This is a genomic window from bacterium (assembly GCA_024742285.1).
In the GTDB taxonomy this organism is placed as follows: domain Bacteria; phylum Myxococcota_A; class UBA9160; order UBA9160; family UBA4427; genus UBA4427.
On sequence record JANSYR010000021.1, the window covers coordinates 46,913 to 72,458 of the forward strand.

The window sequence follows — 25,546 nt, forward strand, 5'->3', positions numbered from 1 at the left end:
CGCGCGCGTCGCCGCGGCGCATCCGCCCGGGGCTCGGGCGGCGGTCTCGGCGGTGGCGCAAGCGTGCAGGTGGCGATCGATCATCCCGTTGGGACCCCTTCGAATCGCCCGATCTTACTGGAGAAATCACCTCCCAGGTACCGGCGGTGGGCGATTCGGCGCGCCTTCCCGGGACGTCGCGGGATCCTCACACCCCGGGCGCTGGCGGGGCCCCCTCCGCGCCGCCGCGAGGCCACACGAAGACGCCGTAGACCAGCAGCCCGCCGGCAAGGAGCGCCACGGTGACCGCGGCCTCCCCGGGCCGGGAGAGGGCGATCGCCGCGCCGATCGCGAGATTCACCGCCAGGTAGAGCGCCGGGATCCAGGGATAGCCCCACGCCCGGTACGGGCGGGGGCGCTCCGGCTGCCTGAGGCGGAGGGCGAAGAGCGCGAGCGTGTCCGCGGACGTCGCCAGGACGATGCCGAAGACGGTGAAATCGAGGGCACGCGGGAAGCTCTCCAGGAAGACCACGAGCGCGATCGAGACGACCGCCTGAACTCCGATCGCGGCGCTCGGGGTCTGGAACCCGTCGTGCACCCGGTCCGCCCGTCGCAGGAACATGCCGTCGAGAGCCATCGCGTAGACGATCCGCGGTCCGACGAGCACGGTTGCGTTCAGGGTCCCGAGCACCGAGACCAGGACGAAGGCCGAGACCCATGCCGCCCCGACGGGCCCGAAGAGCGAGCGCGCCGCCGCCTCGCCGGCATCCACCGTATCCCGCAGCTCCGCCGGGGTGAGCGCGTAGAAGTACACGACGTTGACCGCCACGTAGAGCGCGCTGCAGATCCCGAGCCCGAGAAAGAGCGAGCGCGGCAGATTCCGCGTCGGTTCCTCGATCTCGCTGGCCACGTAGACGCACGCGTTCCACCCGAGATAGGAGAAGAGGATCGGCGAGAGCGCCTGCCCGAAGGCGAACCAGCCGCCCCGCGCGGCGTCCCCGCGCGCGGCGATCGCTTCCGGCGACCAGGGCGCGAAGGTGCCGTCGCCGAGTATGGGGGCCACGAGCACGAAGACCGCCAGGGCGCCGATCTTGGCGCCGGAGGTGAAGTTGTTGAGCGAGGCGCCCCAGCGCGTCCCGCGCAGATTGAGAAGAGAGCAGACCCCGATCGCCATCGACGCGAGACCGATGATCCCCGGCCGCTCCAGGCCGAGCGAGGGCGCCAGGGACTCGGCGAAGACGACCGCCAGCGCGGCGATCGTGCCGGTGTAGATCGCGAAGAACGAGAGCCAGCCGACCAGGAAGCCCGCCGCCGGGTGGAGCCCTTCGCGGAGATAGACGTAGTCGCCCCCGGCGCGCGGGAACATCGCACCGAGCTCCGCGTTCGCGAAGGCGCCCGCCAACGAGATCAGCGCCCCCACGATCCAGGCCGCCAGGATCCATCCCGCCCCCGGCAGCAGCCCCGCCACCTGCGCCGGCGTGAAGAAGATGCCGCTCCCCACGACCGACGCGACGATCAGCATCGACGCGTCCCGGAGCCCGAGCACGCGCGGCAGGCGGTCGCGCGGATGAGACGCCGGCGCGTCGGCTCCCCCGCTCGACGCGCTCAAGGCCGAGTCACCGACAGGGAGCTCCCGCCTCGACCGGGCTGGACGGCGATCCGCGTGTCGATCCGCTCCTGCAGCTCGGGGACGTGGGAGATCAGACCGACCATGCGCCCGCCGGACTGCAGCTCGACGAGGGTCGCCAGTGCGAGCTCGAGACTCTCCGGATCCAGGGAACCGAAGCCTTCGTCCACGAAGATCGCATCGAGTCGCGTCCCACCGCTGTGGCGCTGGACGACGTCCGCGAGCCCGAGGGCGAGCGCGAGGGCGGCGCAGAACGACTCGCCCCCGGAGAGCGTCGCCACCGGGCGCTCCTGGCCCGTGTGCGCATCCCAGACCGCGAGATCGAGCCCGGCGCGACGACGCCGGTCGCCCAGCTCGGTCACGCGCTGCAGGGCGTAGCGCCCCTTGCTCATCCGCCGGAGCGAGACCGTCGCCAGGGCGAGCACTTCGTCGAGGAACGCCGCGAGTACGAAGCGCTGGAAGGACACCCGCTCCGGATTCTCGCCGCCGGCCACGTTCGCGAGCCCGCCGATCCGCTCGTAGCGCGCCACCAGCGTCCCGTTCTCTTCGATCAGCTTCTCGAGCGACGCCGCCAGTCGTGCCCACCCCGCGGCCCGCTCCTCGAGGCGCCCGACCGCATCCTGCCGCGCCGACCGGTCGCGGTTCGCCGCTTCGAACGCGGTCGCGAGCGCCTCCACGTCGACGACGCTCGCGCCCTCCGCCGCCGCGATCGCCGTCTCCTCGACCCGCCGCGCGGATTCGAGATCCCGATCGAAGGCGTCGACCCGCCCCTGCAGCTCGGCGCGCGCGGCCTCGTCGAGATACGCGGCGCGCAGCGCCCGCTCGTCCTCGAAGCCGGCGCGCGCTCTGGCCTGGTCGGCGGCCTGCTCGGCTTCGGCGACCGACGCCCTCGTGCGCTGATGTTCCTCCACGACCGCGACCCGCGTCGCCTCCCGCTCCGCGCGTACGCGGACGGCGTCCCCCACCGCGGCGGCCGTCGCCTCGATCCGCTCGGCCAGGGCCGACCGCCGCGTCTCGGAGGCCGAGAGGGCCTCGGCGAGCGCCTCCGGCGTCCTCGCCTCCGCGGGAAGCGCGGCCGCCTGCGTCGCGAGGTTCTGCGCCGACGTCTCGATCGCGGCTTCTCCGCCCGCGTGCTCGCGACGAAGGTCTTCGAGGGGCGCGCGCAGACGCTCGAACCCGGCGCGTCGCTCCGCGAGCGCCTCGCTCGCCTGCGTCGCCGTCGCGAGCGCGGCCTGGGCGTCCTCGATCGCGCGGTCGGCCTCGGCGAGCGCGACGTCGAGCGACGCAAGATCATCGTGCTCGTCGGCCCGGTCCTCCGAGGACTCGCCGTCTCCTCGGAGGGCGTCGAGGGCACGCGTCTCGGAGGCCTGCTCGCCCGCCAGCCCCGCGCGCTCCGCCACCTGTGGCTCGAGGTGCGCGCGAAGACGCGCCACCCGGTCTTCGAGCGCCTCGATCTCGACCTCGCCCCCCGCCTCTCCGGGCGCCCGATCGGTCGCCGCCTCCGAGGCCTTCGCGGGATGTTCGGTGGAGCCGCAGACCGGGCAGGACTCCCCGGCGACGAGGGTCGCCGCCAGGCGATGCGCCGCGGCCGCCCGGTCCTGCGCCTGAGCCTCGCGAAGCGCGGCTTCCGCGAGGGCCAGCTCCGCGCGTTCGGCGTCGATCCCGGCGTCGAGTCGCGTGAGCCGCTCCGCCCGTCGCGCCAGTGCCGTCTCGAGCGCCGCACGCCGTCGGGCTCGCTCGAGACGCGCGGCCAGCGCGGATCGCGCCTCGGTCCGTGTCCGCTGGGCCTCGAGCAAGGCGGCATGCCGCTCCGCCTGCTCCTCGAGCGTCGCCAGCGCCCGCTGCGCCTCGGTCGCGAGCGCCGCCTCGCGCTCGAGGCGCTGCGCGAGCGCCGCCTGGGCCGTGACCCGCTCCGCGTGTTCCGCCCGCAGCGTCTCGAGACGGGCGACCGCCTCACTCGATGCGCGCAACCGAGCGACCGTCTCCTCGAGTCCCCGGAGCTCGGGGGTCCGCTCTCGCGCAGCGAATTCGTCGTTGCGTGCCCCTTCGAGGGCCTCGTCCGCCGCGCGGACCGCTGCCGTGGCCCCCTCCAGCCGCCGTGCCGCCTCCTCCGAGGCCCGACGTGCGTTGGCCCAGGCGTCGAAACGCAGCACGACCGGCTCCGCACGCACGGCGTCTCGCAGCCGGTCCCGCTCGTGCTCGAACTCGGGCTTCCGCGCAGCGAGCGACGCGTGCTGCTTCACCGCGGTCTCCCGCGCCTGCAGCCGCTCCCGATCCACCCGTCCCCGCTCGAGCGCGTCCCGGGCGACACGTTCCGTCTCGACCGAGGCCTCGAGGGCCGTCCGCGCCTCGTCGATCTCGGCGCCGAGCGCCTTCCGCCGAAGCGCGAACGCTTCCTCGTTCTCGGCCTCCGCCTGCCCGAGCAGCGTCGCCCGACGCTCCTCGACCCGCCCGAGCTCGTTGCGGAGCTGATCCGCGGCGCCCTTCAGGCGGCGCTCGAGATCGGCGTAGCGGTCGATGTCGAAGAGCCGCGAGAGGATTTCCTGGCGCTCCTTGCTCGACGCTTCGAGCAGGCGCCGGAACTCGCCCTGCGGCAGCAGGATCACCTGCCGGAACTGGGATCGATCGAGACCGAGCAGGTTCCGCACCGCGGCGTCGACATCGCTCTGCTTCGTCGCGAGGGGCTCCCCCGGCCCGTCCTCTGGCATGCCGGGCTTGAAGCGTTCGATCAGCGCCGTCCCGCGCTCTTCGACGAAGCCCTCGCCCCGACGTTTCGGACGGAGCTGGCGGGGCGTTCGCTCGATCCGGTAGCGCACGTCGCCGAGCGCGAACCAGAGCGTGACGCGGGTGAGACGCTCCGGGTCGGCGTGCTGACTCCGCAGGTGGGGCGCCGACGCGTCCGCGCCCGCGGGCGTTCCGTAGAGCGCGAAGCAGATCGCTTCGAGGATCGTGGACTTCCCCGCGCCGGTCGGCCCGTGGATCAGGAAGAGGCGATCGGATCCGAGCGCCTCGAAGTCGACCCGCTGTCGATCCGCGAAGGAGCCGAACGCCTCGATCTCGACGCGCAGCGGCTTCACGGCGTCGCCTCCGAGCCACCCGCTCCCGGAATCGGCGCCTCGAGCTCCGCGAGGGCGGCGCGCTCTCCTTCGTCCATCTCGCGGTCCATGACGGCCTCGAAGAAGTCCGCGAAGAGATCCTCGGGCGTCCGCGGAGCCAGGGACTGTGCGGCCACCGCGCCGCCGCTCGCGGCCCGCTCGAGCGCGGGCCGCTCGATCTGGAGCACGTTCGGGTAGCGCTCGCGAAGGCGCGCCATCGGATGGAAGAGCGCGCCGGGATCAGTCAGTCGGACGAGCAGGTAGTCCTCGTTCGAGACGCCTTCCGGTGTCCGATCGAGCAGCTCGGCGAGCCGCCCCTCGACGACCCGAACCGCGCGTCGCGGCGAGAGCGGGACCGCCTCGATCGCGACCGCGCCGTCGCTTCCGACCTCCACGATCGACACGCTCTTCTCGTGGGCCGCTTCGCCGAAGCTGTAGGGCATCAACGATCCCGAATACCGGATGGCGTCCCGGGAGACGCGCTGGGGGCGGTGGAGGTGGCCGAGCGCCACGTAGTCGAAGCCTTCGAAGTGCGCGGCGGCGACGTGCCCGCCCCCCCCGACGACCAGCGGGCGCTCGGACTCGCTGTCCGAAGCGCCGGCCACGAAGGCGTGGGCCACGCAGATCCGACGTCGGCCCGGGCGAAGCGACGCGCGCGCCCGGGCGAGGAGCGCCGCGTTGCAGGCGTCGTGATCGCGGAGCCCGGCGTCGTCGAGGGTCGCCCGGGCGTGGGGCGGATCGACGAAGGGCAGCGCCACCACGTCGAGGGGACCGTGCGCGTCCGTGAATTCGATCGTCTTCGGATCGGCCTCGAGGCGACCCCGGACGTGGAGCCCGCCCTCGGCGAGCAGACGCGCGCCGAAGCCGAGTCGATCCGCGCTGTCGTGGTTGCCGGCGATCACGACGACGGGAACCCCCTGCTCCCCGGCGACGCGCGCCAGGAAGGCATCGAAGAGGGTCACCGCATCCGGCGGCGGTACGGCCCGGTCGTAGACGTCACCCGCGATCAGCACGGCGTCGATCGCCGACTCGGCGATCAGGCGGGCGAGCTCGTCGAGGAGGCGGGCCTGATCGTCGACCAGGGAGACGCCGTGGAAGAGTCGCCCCAGATGCCAATCCGCCGTGTGCAGCAGGCGCAACGCCCTTCCCCCTCCGCTCGAGCCCGCTTCCGGCACCCTCCGCCCGGAGGAACGTCGCCGGGGCGCGTGACGGAAGCGGTCACACCGAGGGTAGCGCCGGGGCGAGGGCCCGAAGACCCCCGCCCCGGTCGATGCTCAGTCCGGATCGGTCCCGGTCCGAACCTCGTCGACGCCCGCCGGAACCTCGACCCAACCGAGCGCGACCGCCCGCGCGACCGCGGACAGGACGGCCTGGAACGAGGCATCGACGATGCTCGCCGCGCGCCCCGCGCCGAAGAGTCTACGATTCGCGCCGAAGACGACCTCGACGTAGGCCACCGCCGTAGCCCCGGCTCCGGCACCGAGGGCATGCTCGTGGTAGTCGCCGATACGGAGCGGAACGCCGATCGCATCGCCGAGTCCCGCGACGAACGCGTCGATCGGGCCCGCGCCTTCCGCCTGGACCGGGATCCGTCCCCGGCCCCAGCCGAGGGTCGCCGAGACGACGTCCTTCGCGCCGTCCCCGCTCGAGATCGTGCGATTCCCGACGAGCCTCGGCCCGCCTTCGACGTCGAGGTAGGTGCGTTCGAAGAGCGTCTTCACGCGCTCGCTGACCAGCTCCTCCTCGTTCGCGTCGGCCCAGGCCTGCACGATCTTCGAGAAGTCGATCTGCATCCGGCGCGGCAGCGCGTAGCCGTGCTCGGTCTCGAGCACGTACGCGACCCCGCCCTTCCCCGACTGGGAGTTGATCCGGATCACGGCCTCGTAGTTGCGTCCGACGTCTGCGGGATCGACCGGCAGGTAGGGCACCTCCCAGTGCGGAACCGACTCCGCGTCGAGGGCGGCCAGGCCCTTCCGGATCGCGTCCTGATGGGATCCCGAGAACGCCGTGTAGACCAGCTCCCCGGCATAGGGATGGCGCGGATGCACCGGCAGGCGATTCGCGTGCTCGACCTTCCGGACCAGCGCCGGCAGGTCGCGGAAGTCCAGCTCCGGATCCACGCCCTGACTCATCAGATTGAGGGCCAGCGTCACGACGTCGACGTTTCCCGTGCGCTCTCCGTTCCCGAAGAGCGTCCCCTCGACCCGATCCGCCCCGGCGAGCAGTCCGAGCTCCGCCGCCGCGACGGCACAGCCGCGATCGTTGTGCGGATGGACGCTGACGATCGCCGCCTCGCGCACGCGCAGGCTCCGGCAGAAGAGCTCGATCGAGTCGGCGTAGACGTTGGGCGTCGCGACCTCCACCGTCGCCGGCAGGTTCAGGATCACCGGATTCGCCGCGTCGGGCTCGAGCACGTCCATGACCGCCTCGCTGATCTCGACCGCGTACTCGAGCTCCGTCGTCGAGTAGCTCTCCGGGGAGTACTCGAAGCGGATCGATTCGGAAGGTCGCGCGGCCGCCGCCTTCTTCACGCGCTTCGCCGCGTCGACTGCGATCTCCGTGATCCCCGGTCGGTCCTGCTGGAACACGACCCGGCGCTGGATCGGCGACGTCGAGTTGTAGAAGTGCACGATCGCGCTCGGCGCGCCTTCGATCGCCTCGAAGGTGCGTTCGATCAGATCCTCGCGGCACTGCACGAGGACCTGGATCGTCACGTCGTCGGGGATGCGCTCCTCGTCGATGATCCTGCGCACGAAGTCGAAGTCCGTCTGCGAGGCCGCCGGGAAGCCGACCTCGATCTCGCGGAAGCCGATCGCGACGAGGGACTCGAAGAGACGGATCTTCCGATCCCATCCCATCGGCTCGACGAGGGCCTGGTTCCCGTCGCGAAGATCGACGCTGCACCAGCGCGGCGCGTGGTCGAGCACGCGATCGGGCCATGTGCGATCCGGAAGCTCGAAGCGCACGAAAGGCCGATAGCGGTCGTGGGGCATCGTATCCGGCCGATTCCCGGCCGGACGAACCCCGTCTCCTCGTTCCCTGTCTCGTTCGGAATGCGAATCCATCGTTCTCTCCGTGCCCCGCCCGCGAGACCGATTGGAGAGGTGCCCGACGCGACGGGCCGGCGCGTCTGCCGGCCTGTCATCGCGCCCGTCAATGGGGCGCGAAAGCAAAAGCCCCTCCGGCCGGTCAGGCGGGAAGGGCTTCGTCGTTCGTGAACCGTTTCTCAGTCCAGACGCTAGGCAGCCCCGCCCGCCCCGATAAGGAGCAGGAGCGCGAGAAGCCCGAGAAGGGTCCGGCTGGCGTGGTTCGTGAACTCGTTCATGGCATCGGGTAGTAGGGAACGGTGGGACGGGCGTCAAGCTTGAGCCCGTGTCGCGGCCACTGCGTGCCCCTCGTCCGCCGCCCAGGCGTCGAAGACGTCGACGAGGACCGACTTCGCCTCGGCCAGTGCGGCCCGGTCGAAGGGGCGGATCCGCAGGAGCGCGACGTCGCCGAACACGGGGTGCTCGAAGCGTCGGGTCACGACGAATCCGAGCCACTCGAAGAACCCCACGAGCGACGCATGGCAGTCGATCTCGACCACCTCGAGCTGCTCCGCGAGGGCGAACCGATAGGCCTCGATCGCGAGGGCGAGCCCTGCCCCCCCACGTCCACCTCGCGCGTCCTGCGCCGTGACCAGCCGCGAGACGACACCGGTCCGCGGCCCCTCGGACGACAGGATCGCGGGGTGGAACTCGGCGAAGGCTTCGAGATCCCCCCGACCGGGCACGTGGATCCGCAACGCACCGATCAGCCTCGGCTCGCCGTCCGCGTCGCGCTCAAAGGCCCCTACGTGGATCGTTCCGCGATCCAGCGGTTCCGCCAGCCGCCGGGTCTGCGGATCTGCTTCGGGGTGGAGCCGTCCCATCTCCTCGACGAGGACCGCGTAGCGGAGCGCCTGGACCTCCTGGAGGTCGGCGGGATGGACGATTTCGCGGCAATACACGGGGGCTGTTCCGAGTCTATTTCACCCCAACATAATGCGAAACTCGGAGAAATCGACACATTTCTCCCACGATCGGCCCGAAAAAGAAGCGCGGGGCGCCGCGAGCGTGGCTTCATCCCACCCCGGACAGGTCGATCCGGCTGCCCCAACGCGCACGAACCGCGCGCCGGGTGGCTGGCACGTGCTGGAGGGTCGGATCCGCGTCCACCTCGCGTCGGGCGATGTTCCGCGCCGCCGCGACGAGGAGCGTGTCGCGCAGCAGATCGGCGATCCGCAGCTCCGGGAGGTGTCCGCTCTGGCGGGTGCCCAGAAAGTCGCCGGGGCCGCGAATGTCGAGGTCGGCGTCCGCGATCTTGAATCCGTCCGTCGTCCGGGTCATCGCACGCAGCCGCTGCTCGCTCTTCTCGCTGCTCCCGCGCGCGACGAGCACGCACGATCCCTTCGCACCGCCGCGCCCCACCCGGCCGCGAAGCTGATGGAGCTGCGCGAGGCCGAAGCGCTCCGCGTGCTCGATCACCATGAGCGTCGCCTCGGGCACGTCGACGCCGACCTCGATCACCGTCGTCGCGACCAGGATCGACGAAGCGCCGGTCGCGAAGCGCTCCATCGCCGCCTGGCGATCCGCCGCGTCGAGGCGCCCGTGCACGAGATCGACCCGATGATCCGGGAAGGCGCGGCCGATCGACTCGGCGGAGTCGATCGCCGAGCGCAGGTCCATCTTCTCGCTCTCTTCGACGAGGGGGTAGACGACGTAGACGCGCTCGTTCCGCTCGAGGGTGTCGCGGATCAGCTCCATCACGCGCTGGCCCTCGCCGGAGCGGAGCAGGATCGTCTCGATCGGCTTTCGCCCCGGCGGCAGCTCGTCGATCACGGACAGGTCGAGCTCGCCGTAGAGGGTCATCGCGAGGCTGCGAGGGATCGGCGTCGCGGTCATGACCATGCGGTGCGGGTAGCGCCCGTCCGGACGCGGCGCGCTGAGTGCCGCGCGCTGCATCACGCCGAAGCGGTGCTGCTCGTCGACGATCGAGAGGACGAGGTCCTTGAAGGTGATCTCGCCGGCCACGAGCGCGTGGGTGCCCACGACGAGATCGATCTCGCCCATCGCCAGCAGCCCGCGCACCTGCTTGATCTCCGCCCGCGGCAGCGACGCCGTCAGGAGCCCTACGCGAAGCGGGATCGCGTCGCCGCCGCTCTCGACCATCTTCGTGAGCGTCCGGTAGTGCTGCTCCGCGAGGAGCTCGGTCGGGGCCATTAGCGCCGTCTGCCCGCCGCACGCGGCGACCGCCACCGCCGAGAGCATCGCCACCGCCGTCTTCCCACTCCCGACGTCGCCCTGTACGAGCCGGTTCATCGGATGGGGCCGCGCGAGGTCGCCCAGGATCTCGCCGATCACCCGGCGCTGCGCCCCGGTCAGCTTCCACGGCAGCGCCTTCGCCGCGGTCCGCGATTCGGGCCGCGTCGAATCGATCGCGACCCCCGGCCGCTGGCTGGTCTTCGCGCGTCGCATCGCGAGACCGAGCTCCAGCAGGTAGAGCTCCTCGAGCACGAGCCGCTCGTGGGCAGGGGAGGCGAAGGTCGCGTACTGCTCGACGTCGACGTCCGCCTCGGGCCGGTGAAGCGCTCGAAGCGCGACCGAGACGCTCGGAAGCCCGCGCTGCGAGACGACGTCCGCCGGGAGATGCCCCACGACCAGGTCGCTGTAGGCCTCGACCGCCTGACCGATCAGCCGCCGGAGCGTACGCGGGTTCATGCCCTCCGGCGCGGTATAGACGGGAACGACGCGACCGAGCTCGGCGTCGTCCTTCGAGACGCGCGGCGCCGGCTTCGGCTCGGCCGTTTCGCCGCCCTCGCCGTCCTCGCCCTCCTCCGACTTCGGCGCGCGCAGCACCTCCACGTCCGGGTGGATCAGCTCCTTCGAGAAGCGGTAGCGCTTGACCTCTCCGCTCACGAGGACCTGCCGTCCCTTCTGCAGGCTCTTGGCGATCGCGTCCCCGCCGCGGAACCACTTGAGGGTCACGATCGAGTCGTCGTCGCCGACCACCGCCTGGAAGATCTTCCCGAAGCGCCCGCCCCGGCGCGTCGGCACCCAGTCGACGACCTTCACCTCGCCCACGAAGGTCGCCGTCGCCCCGACCTTCAGCTCGCCGACCGTCAGGACCTGGCGGCGATCCTCGTAGCGCGCGGGCAGCCAGAAGAGCAGATCGCTCACCCGCTCGAAGCCGCGACGCGCGAAGCCTTCCGCCTTCTTGGGTCCGACCCCGGGAAGCGCCGCCAGCGACTTGGCGAGCAGCTCGTCGGGCCAGCCCGCCCGCCCGAGCGGGTCGATCAGCTCGAGGATCTCGCGACCGACGTCCCGCCGCGGAGCCTCGGGTTTCCGCGCGCCGAGCCGCTTCTCGACCTTCTGGAGGCGCGCGCGCAGCTCCTTCGGAAGCGGCCGCCCCAGCAGCTGCCCGAGGCGCTTCGCCGCCTGCTCTTCGGCGGCCGCCGGCGCCCTCTTCTCGGGATCCCCGGACTCCTCCGCCCGCCCGAGCGCCACGACGGCCCCGTGCAACGCAGCAACCTGATCGTGGAGAGTCTCGGCCATCCGAATCGCGGCCCCCGCCTAGAGAACCCGCTCAGAGTAAAGCAAGGCGAACAAAAAGCGAACTCCCGCACCCAACCTGAGGGCGTCGAGAGTGCGTCAGATCCGCGATCCGCGGAGCGGAGCGCCCGCAGGCGTACTCCCGCACGCCGAGGACAGCGCAGCGAGCAGATCGCGGAGATGGCGTGCTATCGGCGGCCGACTACTGAGCCTCATGGATGCGTTGGAGACTTCGGACACCGATGGACTCCGCTCGCATCGCCGCAATCGCGTCTGCGGAGGCCCGCGCCGCCGCGAGCGTCGTGCAGTACGGCACGCCGGCGAGCAGCGCGGCGCGGCGAAGGGACTTCGAATCCTCGATCGACTTCGGATCGCTGTCCGTCGTGTTGATCACGAGCGCCACGTCGCCGCCTTCGATCCGATCGGCGGTATGCGGTGAGCCCTCGTGGACCTTGTTGATCACTTCCACGTCGATGCCCAGTCGCGCGAGGGTCTCGGCGGTCCCTCGCGTCGCGACGACCTTGAACCCCTGTTCCGTCAGGGTCTGGATCGGCTGGAAGACCCGCTGGTGCTCCTCGGCGCGGACCGACACCAGAACGGTCCCGCCCTCGGTGGGGAGACTGTTGCCGGCCTGGATCTGGCTCTTCGCGAAGGCGCGGCCGAAGCTCGAGTCGATGCCCATGACCTCGCCGGTGCTCTTCATCTCGGGGCCGAGGATCGTGTCGACACCCGGGAACTTCACGAAGGGGAAGACCGCTTCCTTGACGGAGTAGTGGCTCGGGACGATCTCACTCGTGAACTCGAGCTGCTCCAGGGTCTCGCCGCCCATGATCCGCGCGGCGAGCTTGGCGAGCGGCCTGCCGATCGCCTTCGACACGAAGGGGACGGTTCGTGACGCCCGGGGATTCACCTCGATCACGTACACCTGCTCGTCCTTGACCGCATACTGGACGTTCATGAGGCCGCGAACGCCGATTTCGAGTGCGAGCTGACGGGTCGCGTCGATGATCTCCGAGATCCGATCGGGAGCGAGCGAATACGGCGGAAGGGAGCAGGCAGAGTCGCCGGAGTGGACGCCCGCCTCCTCGATGTGCTCCATGATGCCGCCGACGACGACCCGCTCGCCGTCGCAGATCGCATCCACGTCGACTTCCGTCGCGTCGGCGAGGAAGCGGTCGATCAGGACCGGGTGCTCGTCCGACGCCTTGACCGCGAACTGCATGTAGCGGCGCAGCTCGTCGACGTCCTGGACGATCTGCATCGCGCGCCCGCCCAGCACGTAGGACGGGCGGACGAGCACCGGGTAGCCGATCCGCTCGGCAATGATCTCCGCTTCGTCGGAACTCCGCGCGACGTCGCCTTCCGGCCGGACGAGGCCGAGCTGCTCGAGCAGCGCGTCGAAGCGCTCGCGGTCCTCGGCGCGATCGATCGCGTCGGGGCTCGTGCCGATGATCGGGGCGCCAGCCTTCTCGAGGGCGACGGCGAGCTTGAGCGGAGTCTGCCCGCCGAACTGCACGATCACGCCGTCGGGCTTCTCGACCTCGACGATCTCGAGCACGTCCTCGAGGGTGAGCGGCTCGAAGTAGAGACGGTCGCTCGTGTCGTAGTCCGTCGAGACCGTTTCGGGGTTGCAGTTGACCATGATCGTCTCGAAGCCGGCCTCACGCAGCGCGAAGACCGCGTGGACGCAGCAGTAGTCGAACTCGATCCCCTGCCCGATCCGGTTCGGTCCACCGCCGAGGATCATGATCTTCTTGCGGTCGGTCGTGTCCGCCTCGCACTCCTCCTCGTAGGTGGAGTAGAGGTACGGCGTGTGGGCCACGAACTCCGCGGCACACGTGTCGACGCGCTTGTAGACCGGGCGGACGCCGAGGCGGTGGCGGTCGCCCCGGACCTCGGCCTCGCTCTTGCCCCAGAGCACGCCGATCCGCGCGTCCGAGAAGCCCAGCTGCTTGGCCGGTCGGAGCATTGCGTCCCGCTCGCCCTCGGGTGCTTCCGCGAGTCGCTTCTCGGCGACCGCGATCTCCTGGAGATTGCGCAGGAACCAGGGGTCGATCTTCGTTCGGTCGAAGAGCTCCTCGACGGTCGCGCCCCGACGAAACGCCTCGACGAGCGCCCAGGGGCGCGTCGCGCAAGGTCGATCGATCTGGGCCCAGAGCGATGCCTCCTCGTCCGCCTTCTCGCCGGAGTCGTCGAGCTCCGGGGCATCGAACCCCATGTGGCCGATCTCGAGGGAGCGGATCGCCTTCTGGAAGCTCTCCTTGAAGGTCCGACCGATCGCCATCGCCTCGCCCACGGACTTCATCTGGGTCGTGAGCTCGGCGTCCGTGTTCGGGAACTTCTCGAAGGTGAATCGAGGGATCTTCGTCACGACGTAGTCGATCGACGGCTCGAAGGACGCAGGCGTCTCCTTCGTGATGTCGTTCCGGATCTCGTCGAGGGAGAAGCCGACGGCGAGCTTCGCCGCGATCTTCGCGATCGGGAAGCCGGTCGCCTTCGACGCGAGCGCCGAGGAGCGCGAGACGCGCGGGTTCATCTCGATCACGATCAGCGTGCCGTCTTCCGGGTTCACCCCGAACTGGACGTTCGAGCCGCCCGTGTCGACGCCGATCTCGCGCATGATCGCGATCGCCGCGTCGCGCATCTCCTGGTACTCGCGGTCGGTCAGGGTCTGGGCCGGGGCGACGGTGATCGAGTCGCCCGTGTGGACGCCCATGGCGTCGAAGTTCTCGATCGAGCAGATGATGACGACGTTGTCCGCGTTGTCGCGCATCACCTCCAGCTCGTACTCCTTCCAGCCCGTGACGGACTGCTCGACGAGGATCTGGTTCGTGGGCGACTGATCGAGCGCCCACTGCGCCATCCGGTCGAAGTCCTCCATCTTCTCGCAGACGCCGCCGCCGGAGCCGCCCATCGTGAAGCTCGGCCGGATGATCGTCGGGAGGCCCGTCCGCTGCTGGATCTCGCGGGCCTCTTCGAGGTTCGTCGCGATCCCGGAAGCCGGCATCTTGAGACCGATCTTGTCCATCGCCGCGCGGAAGAGCTGGCGATCCTCGGCCTTGTTGATCGCCTCGAGGTTCGCACCGATCAGCTGCACGTCGTACTTGTCGAGGACGCCGGCCTCCGCGAGATCGATCGCCAGATTGAGCGCGGTCTGCCCGCCGATCGTCGGCAGGAGCGCGTCCGGGCGCTCCTCGGCGATGATCTGTTCGACCGACGTCACCGTCATCGGCTCGATGTAGGTCCGATCCGCGGTCTCCGGATCGGTCATGATCGTCGCCGGATTCGAGTTCAGGAGGACCACGCTGTAGCCCTCCTCGCGAAGGGCCTTGCACGCCTGGGTCCCCGAGTAGTCGAACTCGCAGGCCTGGCCGATCACGATCGGGCCGGACCCGATCACCATGATCTTGTGGATGTCGTCTCGTCGGGGCAATGTGGGACTCCGGAACCCTGAGTCGTCAGGGCGGAAGCAGGGGCGGGACGGGACGTCCCGGAAACTTGGATCAGGCGGACTTCCCGCCGCCGCAGATCTGGGCGCCGGTCACGCGTTCGCCCGCCGCGGACCGCTCGACCATCTCGCGGAAGCGCGAGAAGAAGTACTGAGCGTCGTGCGGGCCAGGCGAGGCCTCGGGGTGGTACTGGACCGAGAAGAGGGGCTTCGCTTCGTGGGCGATCCCCTCGACGGTCTCGTCGTTCAGATTGATGTGGGTGATCTCGACGGGCTCTCCCGCGGCGCGGAGGCTTTCCGCCTCGACGGCGTAGCCGTGGTTCTCGGCGCAGATCGCGACCTTCCCGGTCGCGAGGTCCTTGCCCGGCTGATTGCCCCCGTGATGACCGAACTTGAGCTTCCGGGTCCGGCCACCGAGGGCCAGACCGAGGATCTGATGGCCGAGGCAGATCCCGAACACGGGCTTCTCCTGGACGAGCTCGCGAACGATCGGCTGGACCCCTTCGACCGCCTCCGGATCCCCGGGACCGTTCGAGAGGAAGATCCCGTCCGGGTTCATCGCGAGGGTCTCGCTCGCCGGCGTCGTCGCCGGCACGACCGTCACGTCGAAGCCCTGCTCGACGAGCAGCCGCAGGATGTTCTTCTTCACGCCGAAGTCGTACGCGACGATCTTGAGCCGCTGACCCGGACGCGCGGCGCGGGGCAGCTGCCCGTCGACGCCGGCCCAGACGCCTTCGTCGAAGTCGTATTTCGAAGACGTGGTCACGTTCGCCACCCAATCGACCCCGTCGAGCCCAGGCGCCTGGCGAGCGCGCTCGACGAGCTCGTCCGTATCCTGGACGCCGGGATCCGTCGACAGGACACCGACCTGCGCGCCGCCGTCGCGGATTCGTCGCACCAGCGCGCGCGTATCGATCCCGGCGAGGCCCGGAATCCCGGCCGCCGCGAGCTTCGCGTCGAGGTCGCCCTCGGAGCGATAGTTCGAGGGCGTGTCGAAGAGCTCCTTCACGACGAAGCCAGAAAGGAACGGCTTCCGCGACTCGTCGTCCATCACATTGACGCCGACGTTGCCGATCTGCGTATACGTCATCGTCACGATCTGCCCCGCGTAGGACGGGTCCGTCGCGATCTCCTGGTAGCCGGTCAGGCTCGTGTTGAATACGACCTCCCCGCTCTGGACCGCGCGCGCGCCGAACGCGCGCCCCCGGTAGATCGTGCCATCCGCCAGGGCGAGGGCCGCCGGGGCCGTCTCCCGTCCCAGCAGTTCGTCGACCGTCATCGAGGTCTTGCTCATCGAATCATTGCTCCGCGATCGGGGTGGAGGTTCAGGAAGATCTGGAGGCCGATGCGGCCATCGAGAGGTTTCGAGGACGCGGCGCTCATCGGATGAGCACGCCGCGATCGACGTCGTAGACGAGCCGACCGTCGACGATCGTCGCCTTGACGCGGCCCGTGAAGGTCTCTCCCGCCCACGGAGAGTTCCGGCTCTTCGAGAAGCCCTGGGCCGGGTCGTAGGTCCATTCGCGAGCGGGATCGATCAGGGCGACGTCACCGGGCCCGCCCTCGCGCAGCGAGCCGCCCTCGAGACCGAGGATCCGGGCGCCCTCGGTCGAGAGGCGGCGGACGAGCTCGAGGGGCGTGAGCGTCTCGTCGCGGACCAGGTCGAGGCAGACCGCGACCGCCGTCTCGAGGCCGATCATGCCGGGGGGCGCCTCGGTGAACTCGACTTCCTTCTCGTGGCTCGCATGGGGGGCATGGTCCGTCGCGATCGCGTCGATCACCCCTTCGGCCAGCGCGGCGCGCAGCGCGTCGACGTCCGCCCGGGAACGCAGCGGCGGCGCGACGCGGGTATTCGTGTCGAAGCCCATCGTCGCTTCGTCGGTCAGCGTGAGGTGGTGCGGCGTGACCTCGGCCGTCACGCGGATCCCGGCCTCCCGGGCCTTGCGGATGATGTGGACGGCCCCCGCGGTCGACACGTGGGCCACGTGGAGGTGGGCGCCGGTGAGCGAGGCGAGCCGCACGTCCCGGGCGACCATGACCTCTTCCGCCGCGGCGGGGTTGCCCGGCAGACCGAGCCGCGTCGCGACCGGCCCCTCGTTCACGACCCCGCCCCCTCGGAGCGCGCAGTCCTCGGCGTGCACGACGACCGGCGCATCGGCCATCTTCGAGTACTCGAGCACCCGGCGCATCGCGCCGGCGTCCGTGATCGTCGCGCCGTCGTCGCTGAAGGCGACGGCCCCCGCCTCGCGAAGCGCCATCATCTCGGTCATGACCTCGCCGCGCAGCCCGCGGGTCGCCGCCGCGATCACGCGCACCTTGGCGGGCGACTCCTTCTCGGCGCGATCGAGGATGTACTTCGTGACCGACGGATCGTCGTTGACGGGATCCGTGTTCGCCATGCAGGCGACCTGCGTGAAGCCGCCTGCGACGGCCGCGGTCCCGCCGCTCGCCAGGTCTTCCTTGTACTCCTGGCCGGGCTCTCGCAGGTGGGCGTGGACGTCGATCAGGCCGGGCACGATCCACGACCCCTCGGCATCGACGATCTCGGCCCCGTCCTGCGGAATCGGATCCCCGCCGATCGCGAGGGTCGCGATCCGACCGTCCTCGATCAGCAGCTCGGCGCGGCCCGCCTCGAGATCGAGTTCCTGGCTCGGGTCGAGCAGACGCCCGTTGCGAACGATCATTCGACTCATCGCCTAGCGCCCTCCCCGACCGGCAACCAGGTAGAGGAGCGCCATGCGGAGGGCGACGCCGTTGCGGACCTGGTCGAGGATCACGCTCGGTCGATGGTCGGCGAGATCGTGGGCGAGCTCGACCCCGCGATTCACCGGGCCGGGGTGCATCACGATCGCATCCTCCTCCGCGAAGCGGAGCTTGGCCCGGTCGAGGCCGAAGGTCGCCGCGTACTCGCGAACACTCGGGAAGCAGGCGCCTTCGAGGCGTTCCATCTGGATGCGAAGCGCCATCACGACGTCCGCCCCTTCGATCGCCTCGCGCAGGTTCGTGTAGGCCTTCACCCCGAGGCTCTCGATGCCGGCGGGGAGCATCGTCGGCGGCCCGGCGACCCGGACCTCGGCGCCGAGCTTGCTGAAACCGTAGATGTTCGAGCGGGCCACGCGGCTGTGGGCGATGTCGCCGATGATCGTGACCGTGAGGCCTTCGATGTGGCCCTTCTGCTCGCGAACCGTGAGCATGTCGAGGAGCGCCTGGGAGGGATGCTCGTGCGCACCGTCACCGGCGTTGATCACCGGGGCTTCGAGGACCTCCGCCAGGCGGTGTGGCACGCCGGCGACCTTGTGGCGCACGACGACGACGTCGGGGTCCATCGCGTCGAGGGTCTTCGCCGTGTCGAGGAGCGTCTCCTTCTTCGTCACGCTCGAGCTCGAGACCGAGAAGTTCACGACGTCCGCGGCCAATCGCTTGCCGGCGATCTCGAAGCTCGTCTGGGTCCGCGTCGACGGCTCGAAGAAGAGGTTGATGTGGGTCCGGCCACGCAGGGTCGGCACCTTCTTGACCTCGCGGTTGCCGATCTCCTGCATCCGCTCGGCGGTCTCGAGGATCGTCTCGATGTCGTCCCGGGACAGGTCTTCGATCCCGAGGATGTCGCGGCCGATCATCGGCTCCCCCCTTGTTCCGCGTCCGCCTCGAGGACCGAGAGCTCGAGGGCGCCCACGCGGGTCGGCCCGTCCTCGCCCTGATCCTCGGACGTGGGCTCGCCGTCTTCGGGAAGAGCCGCTCGGAAGACGACCTTGTCGCTCGGCTGAGTCGGGATGTTCTTGCCCACGTAGTCGATCTTGATCGGCAGCTCGCGGTGGCCGCGATCGACCAGGGCCACGACGCGCACGTGGGAGGGGCGCCCGAAGTCCATCAGGGCGTCCATCCCGGCTCGGATGGTCCGGCCGGTGTTGACCACGTCTTCGACGAGGACGACGACCCGGTCGTCGACCGACGACGGCATCTCGGTCTTGCGCAGCTGGGGCCGGCTCCCTCGGGTCGAGAGATCGTCGCGGTAGAGCGTCGTGTCGAGGATGCCGATCGGCGGCCGCGTCCCGGTCAGGCTCTCGAGGTTGTCGACCAGCAGCCGGCCGAGGGGAACACCACCGTTCGGGATCGCGACGAGGTAGAGCCGCTCGGTTCCGTCGGCGCTCTCGACGATCTCGTGCGCGATGCGCATGAGCGCGCGCCGGATCGACTCATCGTCGAGAACCACCCTTCCGGGTCGCCCTCCGGAATGCCTTCCGGACTGCTCAGTACCGCCGGATTCCGACGGGAGCGTGTGGGCAGGGTCTTCGGCGTGCACCTGCTCGGGTGCCTCGCCGGGAGCGGCAGGGGGTGTCATCGACGCGGCCTCGTCCTTCCCCGACTCACTGGACGGGGTTAAAGGATGAAGTGGATCGCGCGAGAGAGTACCGCGGCGCCCGGGCCTTTCAATCCGGGGCCGGTGGGAAATCCGACGAAATCAGCCGGAGGGGGCCGCGCCGGTCGCCCGCGCCCCGGGGCGGGCGGCAGGAAGGAGGCAGAACGCGGCCTCAGTCCCCGGCGGCGCCGGGCACCGGGTCGCAGTCGAGGCCCTGGAACATGCGATCCCAGCGCTTCTCGGCGGTGAACCAGTTCACCGGGTTGAAGAACGAGAGCATGTTGCCGTTCACGTTCCAGGACCAGTAGAGGATGAACGCGGGCCCCTTCAGCTCCTCGAGGCGGACGGTGCCCCACTCCCGGCTGTCCTTCGAGTTGTCGCGGTTGTCACCCATCATGAAGTAGCGACCCGGTTCGACGATGATCGGGCCACCCCGCTCGAGCCTCCAGTTGCGCGGAATCGGGTCGTAGAGGACGGAATGTCGGCAAGCGCCGAGGTCCTCGATGTGGCGGTCGTAGAGCTTCCCGCTCTCCTTCTCGGTCCAGCCCTCCGGTACCCGCTGCATCGCGAGGGGCTCGCCGTTCACGAAGACCTGACCGTGACGCCAGGTGATCTCGTCCCCGGGAAGCCCGACCAGTCGCTTCACGAAGTCCTCGCTCCGGGAGCCCTTCGGCGCCCGGTCGACGGCCATGGTGTCCGGGTAGCCGCGCTGCATCGGCCGTGCGACCTCGAATACGACGATGTCGCCCCGCTCCGGCTCGCCCAGGCCCGGCAGGCGCAACTCGGTGAAGGGGATACGCGGCCCGTACGAGAGCTTGTTCACGAAGAGATGGTCACCTTCGAGGAGCGTCGGGAACATCGAGCCCGACGGAATCCGGAAGGGCTCGATCAAGACCTGGCGGATCAGCAGCGCGATCCCGATCGCGATCACGAGGGTCACGACCTGCTCGACGATCGAGTCGACGGTCGAGGCCTCGGGCGGCATCTCCTCGTCGCCCTCACCCGCGGCGTTCGGGGCGTCGTCGGCCACTAGTCGTCTCCTGACGCGATGAGAGTTCCGTCGGCCACTAGTCGTCTCCTGACGCGATCTGAGTTCCGTCGGCCACTAGGCGTCTCCGGACGCGATCTGAGTTCCGTCGGCCACTAGTCGTCTCCCAGGCGCAGCGCGGCGAGGAACGCCTCCTGCGGAATCTCGACGCTGCCGACCATCTTCATGCGCTTCTTGCCCGCTTTCTGCTTCTCGAGCAGCTTGCGCTTTCGCGTGATGTCGCCGCCGTAGCACTTCGCGATCACGTTCTTCCGGACCGCGCGCACCGTCGTCCGCGCGATCACGCGGCTGCCGATCGCCGCCTGGATGGCGATCGGGAACTGCTGGCGCGGGATGAACTCCTTGAGCTTCTTGGTCAGCTCGGAGCCGCGATTGAAGGCCTTGTCCTTGTGGACGATCAGCGAGAGCGCGTCGACCGGGTCCCCGTTCACGAGCACGTCGAGCTTCTGAAGAGCCGCTGGGCGGAACCCCACGAGCTCGTAGTCGAAGGAGCCGTAGCCCCGGGTCGCACTCTTCAGCTTGTCGTGGAAGTCGGTGACGATCTCGTTGAGCGGCAGCTCGTAGCGGACCTGCACGCGGTTGCCGTGCACGCCCATGTCCTTCTGGATCCCGCGACGGTCCTGACAGAGTCCGAGGACCGCGCCCAGGTGTTCGGACGGGACGTGGATCGTCGCGAGCACGACGGGCTCTTCGATCTGCTGGATGTCCTGTACGTCCGGGAGCGCGGCCGGCGTCTCGATCTCGAAGGGCTCGCCCTCCTTGGGCACGACCAGGTACCTGACCGTCGGCGCCGTCGTGATCAGATCGAGGTCGTACTCGCGCTCGAGCCGCTCCTGGACGATCTCCGCATGCAGGAAGCCGAGGAAGCCGCAGCGAAAACCGAAGCCGAGGGCCGCGCTCGTCTCGGGCTCGTACGAGAAGGACGAGTCGTTCAGCTCGAGCTTCTCGAGGGCCGTCTTCAGGTCTTCGTAGTCCTCGGCGTCGACCGGATAGAGCCCGGAGAAGACCATCGGCTTCACTTCCTGGAAGCCTTCGAGGGGTTCCGCGGCGCCGCCGGAGGCCGTCGTGATCGTGTCGCCGATCTGGACCTCGGCGAGGGACTTCACGCCCGCCACGACCATCCCGACCTCGCCCGCCGCGAGACTCTCGACCTTGCGCGGCTTCGGGTCGATCACGTTCAGCTGCGTGATCTCGTGTTCGATGCCCGCGACCATGAACTTGACGCGTTCGCGACGATGGAGCGCGCCGTGCACCACTCGGACGAGCATGACCGCGCCCACGTAGGGATCGAACCAGGCGTCGAAGACCAGCGCCTGGGCGGGCGCCTCACGGTCGCCCTCCGGCGGCGGCACTTTGTCGACGATCGCCTGGAGCACGGCCTCGACGCCCTGCCCGGTCTTGGCGGAGACCGGCAGGCAGTCCAGAGCATCGAGCCCGACGATGTCCTCGACCTCCTGGGCCACCCGGTCGGGATCCGCGCTCGGCAGGTCGATCTTGTTGATCACGGGGATCAGCTCGAGGTCGGCATCGACCGCGAGGTAGGCGTTCGCGAGCGTCTGCGCCTCGATGCCCTGGGCGGCATCGACGATCAGGAGCGCCCCTTCGCACGCCGCGAGCGCACGCGAGACCTCGTAGGAGAAGTCGACGTGCCCGGGCGTGTCGATCAGGTTGAGCACGTACTCCTCGCCGTCCTCGGCGACGAAGTTCATCCGCGCGGTCTGGGCCTTGATCGTGATTCCGCGCTCACGCTCGAGATCCATGTTGTCGAGGAACTGGTCCTTCTTCTCACGCTCGGTGATCGACTGGGTCGCATCGAGGAGCCGATCGGCCAACGTGCTCTTGCCGTGGTCGATATGCGCGATGATGCAGAAGTTGCGGATGCGCGATTGATCGACGCTCATCGCGGGTTCTCTTCTCTCGGATCGGGCGCCGCCAGCGGATCGGACGCCGCCAGCGGATCAACGGGTGAGACGACGGGTTCGTACGGGCAGTCGTCGCTGGCAAGATAGCGGGTGAGCGCGTCCTTCCACGGCGGCATCGCGATTCCCTTCGATTCGGCCCAGCTGCAGTCGAGGACCGAGAAGAGCGGGCGCTTCGCCGCCGTCTCGAAGGCCGACGAGGGCACGGGATCGATCGCGACGTCTTCGAAGCCCGCCCGATCGAGGATCTCGCGGGCGAAGGCGTACCAGGTGGTCTCGCCGCCGTTGCGAAGGTGGAGGAGACCGCCCCCCCACTGATCTTCGTCCTGGCGGGCGATCGCCAGGAGGGCGAAGGCGAGATCCGCCGCGAAGGTCGGCGCGCCGTGCTGGTCGTCGACGACGGAGAGCGGCCCATCGGCCTCGCCGGTCCGACGCTTCCGGGCCTGGTCCAGGATCGCGAGCGGAAAGTTCCGCCCGGGCCCGAAGACCCAGCTCGTGCGCACGATCAGCGCGTCGGGCTGGTGGCCGAGTACGGCGATCTCTCCGGCCCGCTTGCTCGCGCCGTAGACGGTTCGCGGATCGGTGGGGTCGCCTTCCTTGTACGGGATCGTGCCCTCCCCGGCGAAGACGTAGTCCGTCGAGACGTGAATGAAGCGAATGCCTCGCTCCACGAGCTGGCGTGCCCATTCCCCGGGCGCGAGGGCGTTGACCTGGTAGGCGAGCGCCTGCTCGGACTCACAGAGGTCGACCTTCGTGAACGCCGCCGCGTTGATCACGACCTCGGGGAGCGCGTCGCCGGCCTCCTCGAGGACGCGCGCGATGCCAGCGGCGAGCCCACTCTCGTCGGAGAGATCGAGCGCCTCCCGCCTGAGCGCGAAGGAGCAGGCGAGGTCCGGCGCCGACTCGATCTGCCGGACGAGGCAGCGACCCAATTGCCCGCCGGCACCGAGGACCCCGATCCGGCGCGGCGCCTTCAGTGTCTGCTCGCTCCCCGAGTCTGCCATCAGCCCGAGCGTCCCTCCGAGCGGCCGCGGCCGTCGTCCATCGGCGTCACCCAGGTGGGCAATCCTTCTTCGCGCTTGAGCCGCTCCGCCATCTCGCGCGCACGGTCCTTGCTCACGATCGGCTGCACACGCACCCGCCAGCGTCCGCCCTCTCGGGTCGCCGGCAGGACCTCGACGGGATACGTCGGGGAGAGCGTCTCCGCGAGCCGCCGTGCAGCCCGCTTCTCGGAGAAGGCCCCGACCTGGATCGCCCACGATCGCGACGACGCCTCGACCGGCGGCGCTCGGCGCGCGCTCTCGGGAGTCGGCCGCGACGCCCCGACCCGCGTCTCGCGCGCCGGTGTCGGCATCTTCGAGGCCGCCCGAGGCAGCGGGGCCGCGTCCGCCGACGCCGTGGGGACCGCTCGGCGGGCGGGCGCCGCGACCTGCGGAAGTGCTTCGGTCTCGGCCCGCTCTCCCGGTTCGACCAGGGGACGCGGCTCGGTCGCGGCGCTCGCGTAGACGTCCTCGCCTCTCGCGGCTTCACGCAGCGACGAATCCGGGCCGGGCTCGTCCAACGCCACGGATTCGGTCTCGCCGCGCAGGTGCCGAGCCAGGAGCTCGGGTTCCTCGGTCACGAGGCCGAAGACGAGGCCCACTCCGAACCCCACTGCGACGAGCAGCACGAGGCGCCCCAACGCGCGCACGACGCCTCCCGGTCGGAGGCCGCGTCCGCGGGGCGCTGCCATTACATGCGCTCCGGCGCGCTGATCCCGAGCAACCCGAGGCCGCTCGCCAGCACGTTGCGAATCGCGAGCGCGAGTCCGAGTCGCGCGGCGGAGAGCCCGGCATCGTCGGAGAGCACGCGGTGCTTGTCCCCGTCCTGGAGGTAGGGATTCCAGAGCCCGGCGACCTCGCGCAGGTAGTAGGCGATGTGATGGGGCTCGCGCGCCTCCGCGGCGTTCGCGACCACTTCCGGGAAGGTGGCGAGCTTCTTGACCAGCTCGATCTCTTCTTCGAGCACGAGTCGTCCGGCGTCGAAGGCACGCGCCTCCGGCATCGAGACGCCCTCCTCCGCGGCCTTCCGCTCGATCCCGTGGGTCCGGGCGTGGGCGTACTGGACGTAGTAGGCGGGGTTCTTCCGCCAGTTCTTGTCCTTCGCCAGTTCGAGATCGAAGTCGAGGTGGCCCTCGGGCTTCCGCTCGATCATGAAGAAGCGGAACACGTCGGCGCCGACGTCTTCCACGAGTTCGTCGACCGTCACGAAGGTCGCCTTGCGCGTCGACTGCTTGACGCGCTCCCCGCCGCTCGTGATCGTGACGAACTGGTGCATCACCAGCTCGACGCGGCTTCCGTCGACCCCGAGCACGTCCGTCGCCTCGCGTACGAAGGGGAACTGCTCGATGTGATCTGCGCCCTGTACGTCGATCACGCGATCGAAGCCGCGCCGGAACTTCTCCCGGTGGTAGGCAATGTCCGGCATCAGGTAGGTCGGCTCGCCGCTGCTCTTGATCACGACGCGGTCGCGGTCGAGGCCGCGCGCGGTCGCCTTGAACCAGGTCGCGCCGTCGGCGTCGTAGATCAGGCCGGCTTCGCGGAGGTCCGTGATCGCTTCTTCGAGCTTGCCCTCGTCGTAGAGACTGCGCTCGTTGTAGTAGACGTCGAACTCGATGCCGATCCGCCCGAGCGTCTCTTCGATGTCCTCGAAGATCACCCGCTGGGCCTCGTCCCGGAAGCGCCCTTCGCCGGGCTCGTCCACCAGTCCCTCGCCTTCCGCCTCACGGAGACCGGCGGCGATGTCGGCGATGTAGTCGCCCTGGTAGCCGTCCTTCGGGAAGGCGACCGGCAGGCCGTCGACCTCGTCGACCCAGTTCTTCTCCGGGTCTTCGAGGGCCGCGGGGGGCGGCGGCGCCGCGAGGCCCAGGCTCTCGAGGTACCGGGCCTTCACCGAGTCGCCGAGCACGCGCATCTGACGGCCACCGTCGTTGAAGTAGTACTCGCGGGTGACGTCCCAGCCCGTCGCCTCGAGCAGGCGCGCAATGCAGTCGCCGAGGATGCCCTGGCGACCGTGGCCCGTGGAGAGCGGTCCCGTCGGATTCGCCGAGACGAACTCGACCTGGACCTTCGGTCGGGCATCGCCGGACTTCGCGGCGGCGACTTCGGCGGACTCGGACTGCCCGTAGCGATCGCCGGCTTCGATGATGTCGTGCAGCAGGTCCTGCCAGCCCGACTCGGCGAGCTTCACGTTCAGGAAGCCAGGACCGGCGACGTCGAGGTTCGACACGAGCCCACCCGCGTCTCCGAGACGTACCTTGAGATCCTCGGCGATGTCGCGCGGCTTCTGCTTCAGGCGCTTCGCGAGGAGCATGGCAGCGTTGCACGAGTAGTCGCCGTGCTCCTTCTGCCGCGGAACCTCGATCGCGAAGTCCGGCAACGGATCGGCATCCCCTGCCGCGTCGAGCAACGCCCGGAGCGCCTTCTCGATCTCCGTCCGCAACGCTTCCTTCACCTGAATCGTCCT

General features: G+C 69.8%; 16 protein-coding genes. All 16 read right to left on the minus strand.

The annotated features are described in order from the left end of the window. Positions 1-187 precede the first annotated feature (187 nt). Positions 188-1,588: an amino acid permease gene (locus NXI30_26565; protein ID MCR9097798.1), complete on the minus strand. Its 1,401-nt coding sequence runs from the start codon at positions 1,586-1,588 to the stop codon at positions 188-190. Then, entirely contained in the window at positions 1,585-4,683 is a 3,099-nt protein-coding gene (locus NXI30_26570; GenBank protein MCR9097799.1) for an SMC family ATPase, read from the minus strand. Before NXI30_26570 ends, NXI30_26565 begins: the two co-directional genes overlap by 4 nt. After that, on the minus strand, positions 4,680-5,840 hold the full coding sequence (locus NXI30_26575) for an exonuclease SbcCD subunit D (GenBank protein MCR9097800.1): 1,161 nt from the start codon (positions 5,838-5,840) through the stop codon (positions 4,680-4,682). The genes NXI30_26570 and NXI30_26575 overlap by 4 nt, the downstream gene beginning before the upstream one ends. Before the next feature lie 135 nt (positions 5,841-5,975). After that, positions 5,976-7,694: a 2-isopropylmalate synthase gene (gene leuA, locus NXI30_26580; protein MCR9097801.1), complete on the minus strand. Its 1,719-nt coding sequence runs from the start codon at positions 7,692-7,694 to the stop codon at positions 5,976-5,978. A 365-nt stretch (positions 7,695-8,059) separates the two neighbouring features. Then, a complete protein-coding gene (locus NXI30_26585; protein ID MCR9097802.1) occupies positions 8,060-8,689 on the minus strand; it encodes a hypothetical protein in 630 nt (209 codons plus the stop codon). 112 nt (positions 8,690-8,801) lie between these two features. After that, a complete protein-coding gene (gene recG / locus NXI30_26590) occupies positions 8,802-11,273 on the minus strand; it encodes an ATP-dependent DNA helicase RecG (protein ID MCR9097803.1) in 2,472 nt (823 codons plus the stop codon). 199 nt (positions 11,274-11,472) lie between these two features. Further along, positions 11,473-14,703 carry a carbamoyl-phosphate synthase large subunit gene (carB, locus tag NXI30_26595; GenBank protein ID MCR9097804.1) on the minus strand — a complete coding sequence of 1,077 codons (3,231 nt, stop codon included), beginning with the start codon at positions 14,701-14,703 and terminating at the stop codon, positions 11,473-11,475. A gap of 70 nt (positions 14,704-14,773) precedes the next feature. Continuing rightward, entirely contained in the window at positions 14,774-16,012 is a 1,239-nt protein-coding gene (gene carA / locus NXI30_26600) for a glutamine-hydrolyzing carbamoyl-phosphate synthase small subunit (protein ID MCR9097805.1), read from the minus strand. An 85-nt stretch (positions 16,013-16,097) separates the two neighbouring features. Then, positions 16,098-17,411 (minus strand): dihydroorotase, encoded by a 1,314-nt coding sequence (locus NXI30_26605; protein ID MCR9097806.1) that lies wholly within the window; start codon positions 17,409-17,411, stop codon positions 16,098-16,100. Between the two features lie 3 nt (positions 17,412-17,414). Further along, positions 17,415-18,335, minus strand: coding sequence for an aspartate carbamoyltransferase catalytic subunit (locus NXI30_26610; GenBank protein MCR9097807.1), 921 nt, complete (start codon positions 18,333-18,335; stop codon positions 17,415-17,417). After that, a complete protein-coding gene (gene pyrR, locus NXI30_26615) occupies positions 18,332-18,928 on the minus strand; it encodes a bifunctional pyr operon transcriptional regulator/uracil phosphoribosyltransferase PyrR (protein MCR9097808.1) in 597 nt (198 codons plus the stop codon). The genes NXI30_26610 and pyrR overlap by 4 nt, the downstream gene beginning before the upstream one ends. 319 nt (positions 18,929-19,247) lie before the next feature. Next, positions 19,248-20,105, minus strand: a complete 858-nt coding sequence (lepB, locus tag NXI30_26620; GenBank protein MCR9097809.1) for a signal peptidase I — start codon at positions 20,103-20,105, stop codon at positions 19,248-19,250. A gap of 113 nt (positions 20,106-20,218) precedes the next feature. Beyond that, complete coding sequence (gene lepA / locus NXI30_26625) at positions 20,219-22,024, minus strand: translation elongation factor 4 (protein MCR9097810.1); 1,806 nt, start codon at positions 22,022-22,024, stop codon at positions 20,219-20,221. Next, a complete protein-coding gene (gene rfbD, locus NXI30_26630) occupies positions 22,021-23,046 on the minus strand; it encodes a dTDP-4-dehydrorhamnose reductase (GenBank protein ID MCR9097811.1) in 1,026 nt (341 codons plus the stop codon). Before rfbD ends, lepA begins: the two co-directional genes overlap by 4 nt. After that, positions 23,046-23,774, minus strand: coding sequence for an SPOR domain-containing protein (locus tag NXI30_26635; protein ID MCR9097812.1), 729 nt, complete (start codon positions 23,772-23,774; stop codon positions 23,046-23,048). The genes rfbD and NXI30_26635 overlap by 1 nt, the downstream gene beginning before the upstream one ends. Beyond that, a complete protein-coding gene (gene argS, locus NXI30_26640; protein ID MCR9097813.1) occupies positions 23,774-25,534 on the minus strand; it encodes an arginine--tRNA ligase in 1,761 nt (586 codons plus the stop codon). Before argS ends, NXI30_26635 begins: the two co-directional genes overlap by 1 nt. Positions 25,535-25,546 lie beyond the last annotated feature (12 nt).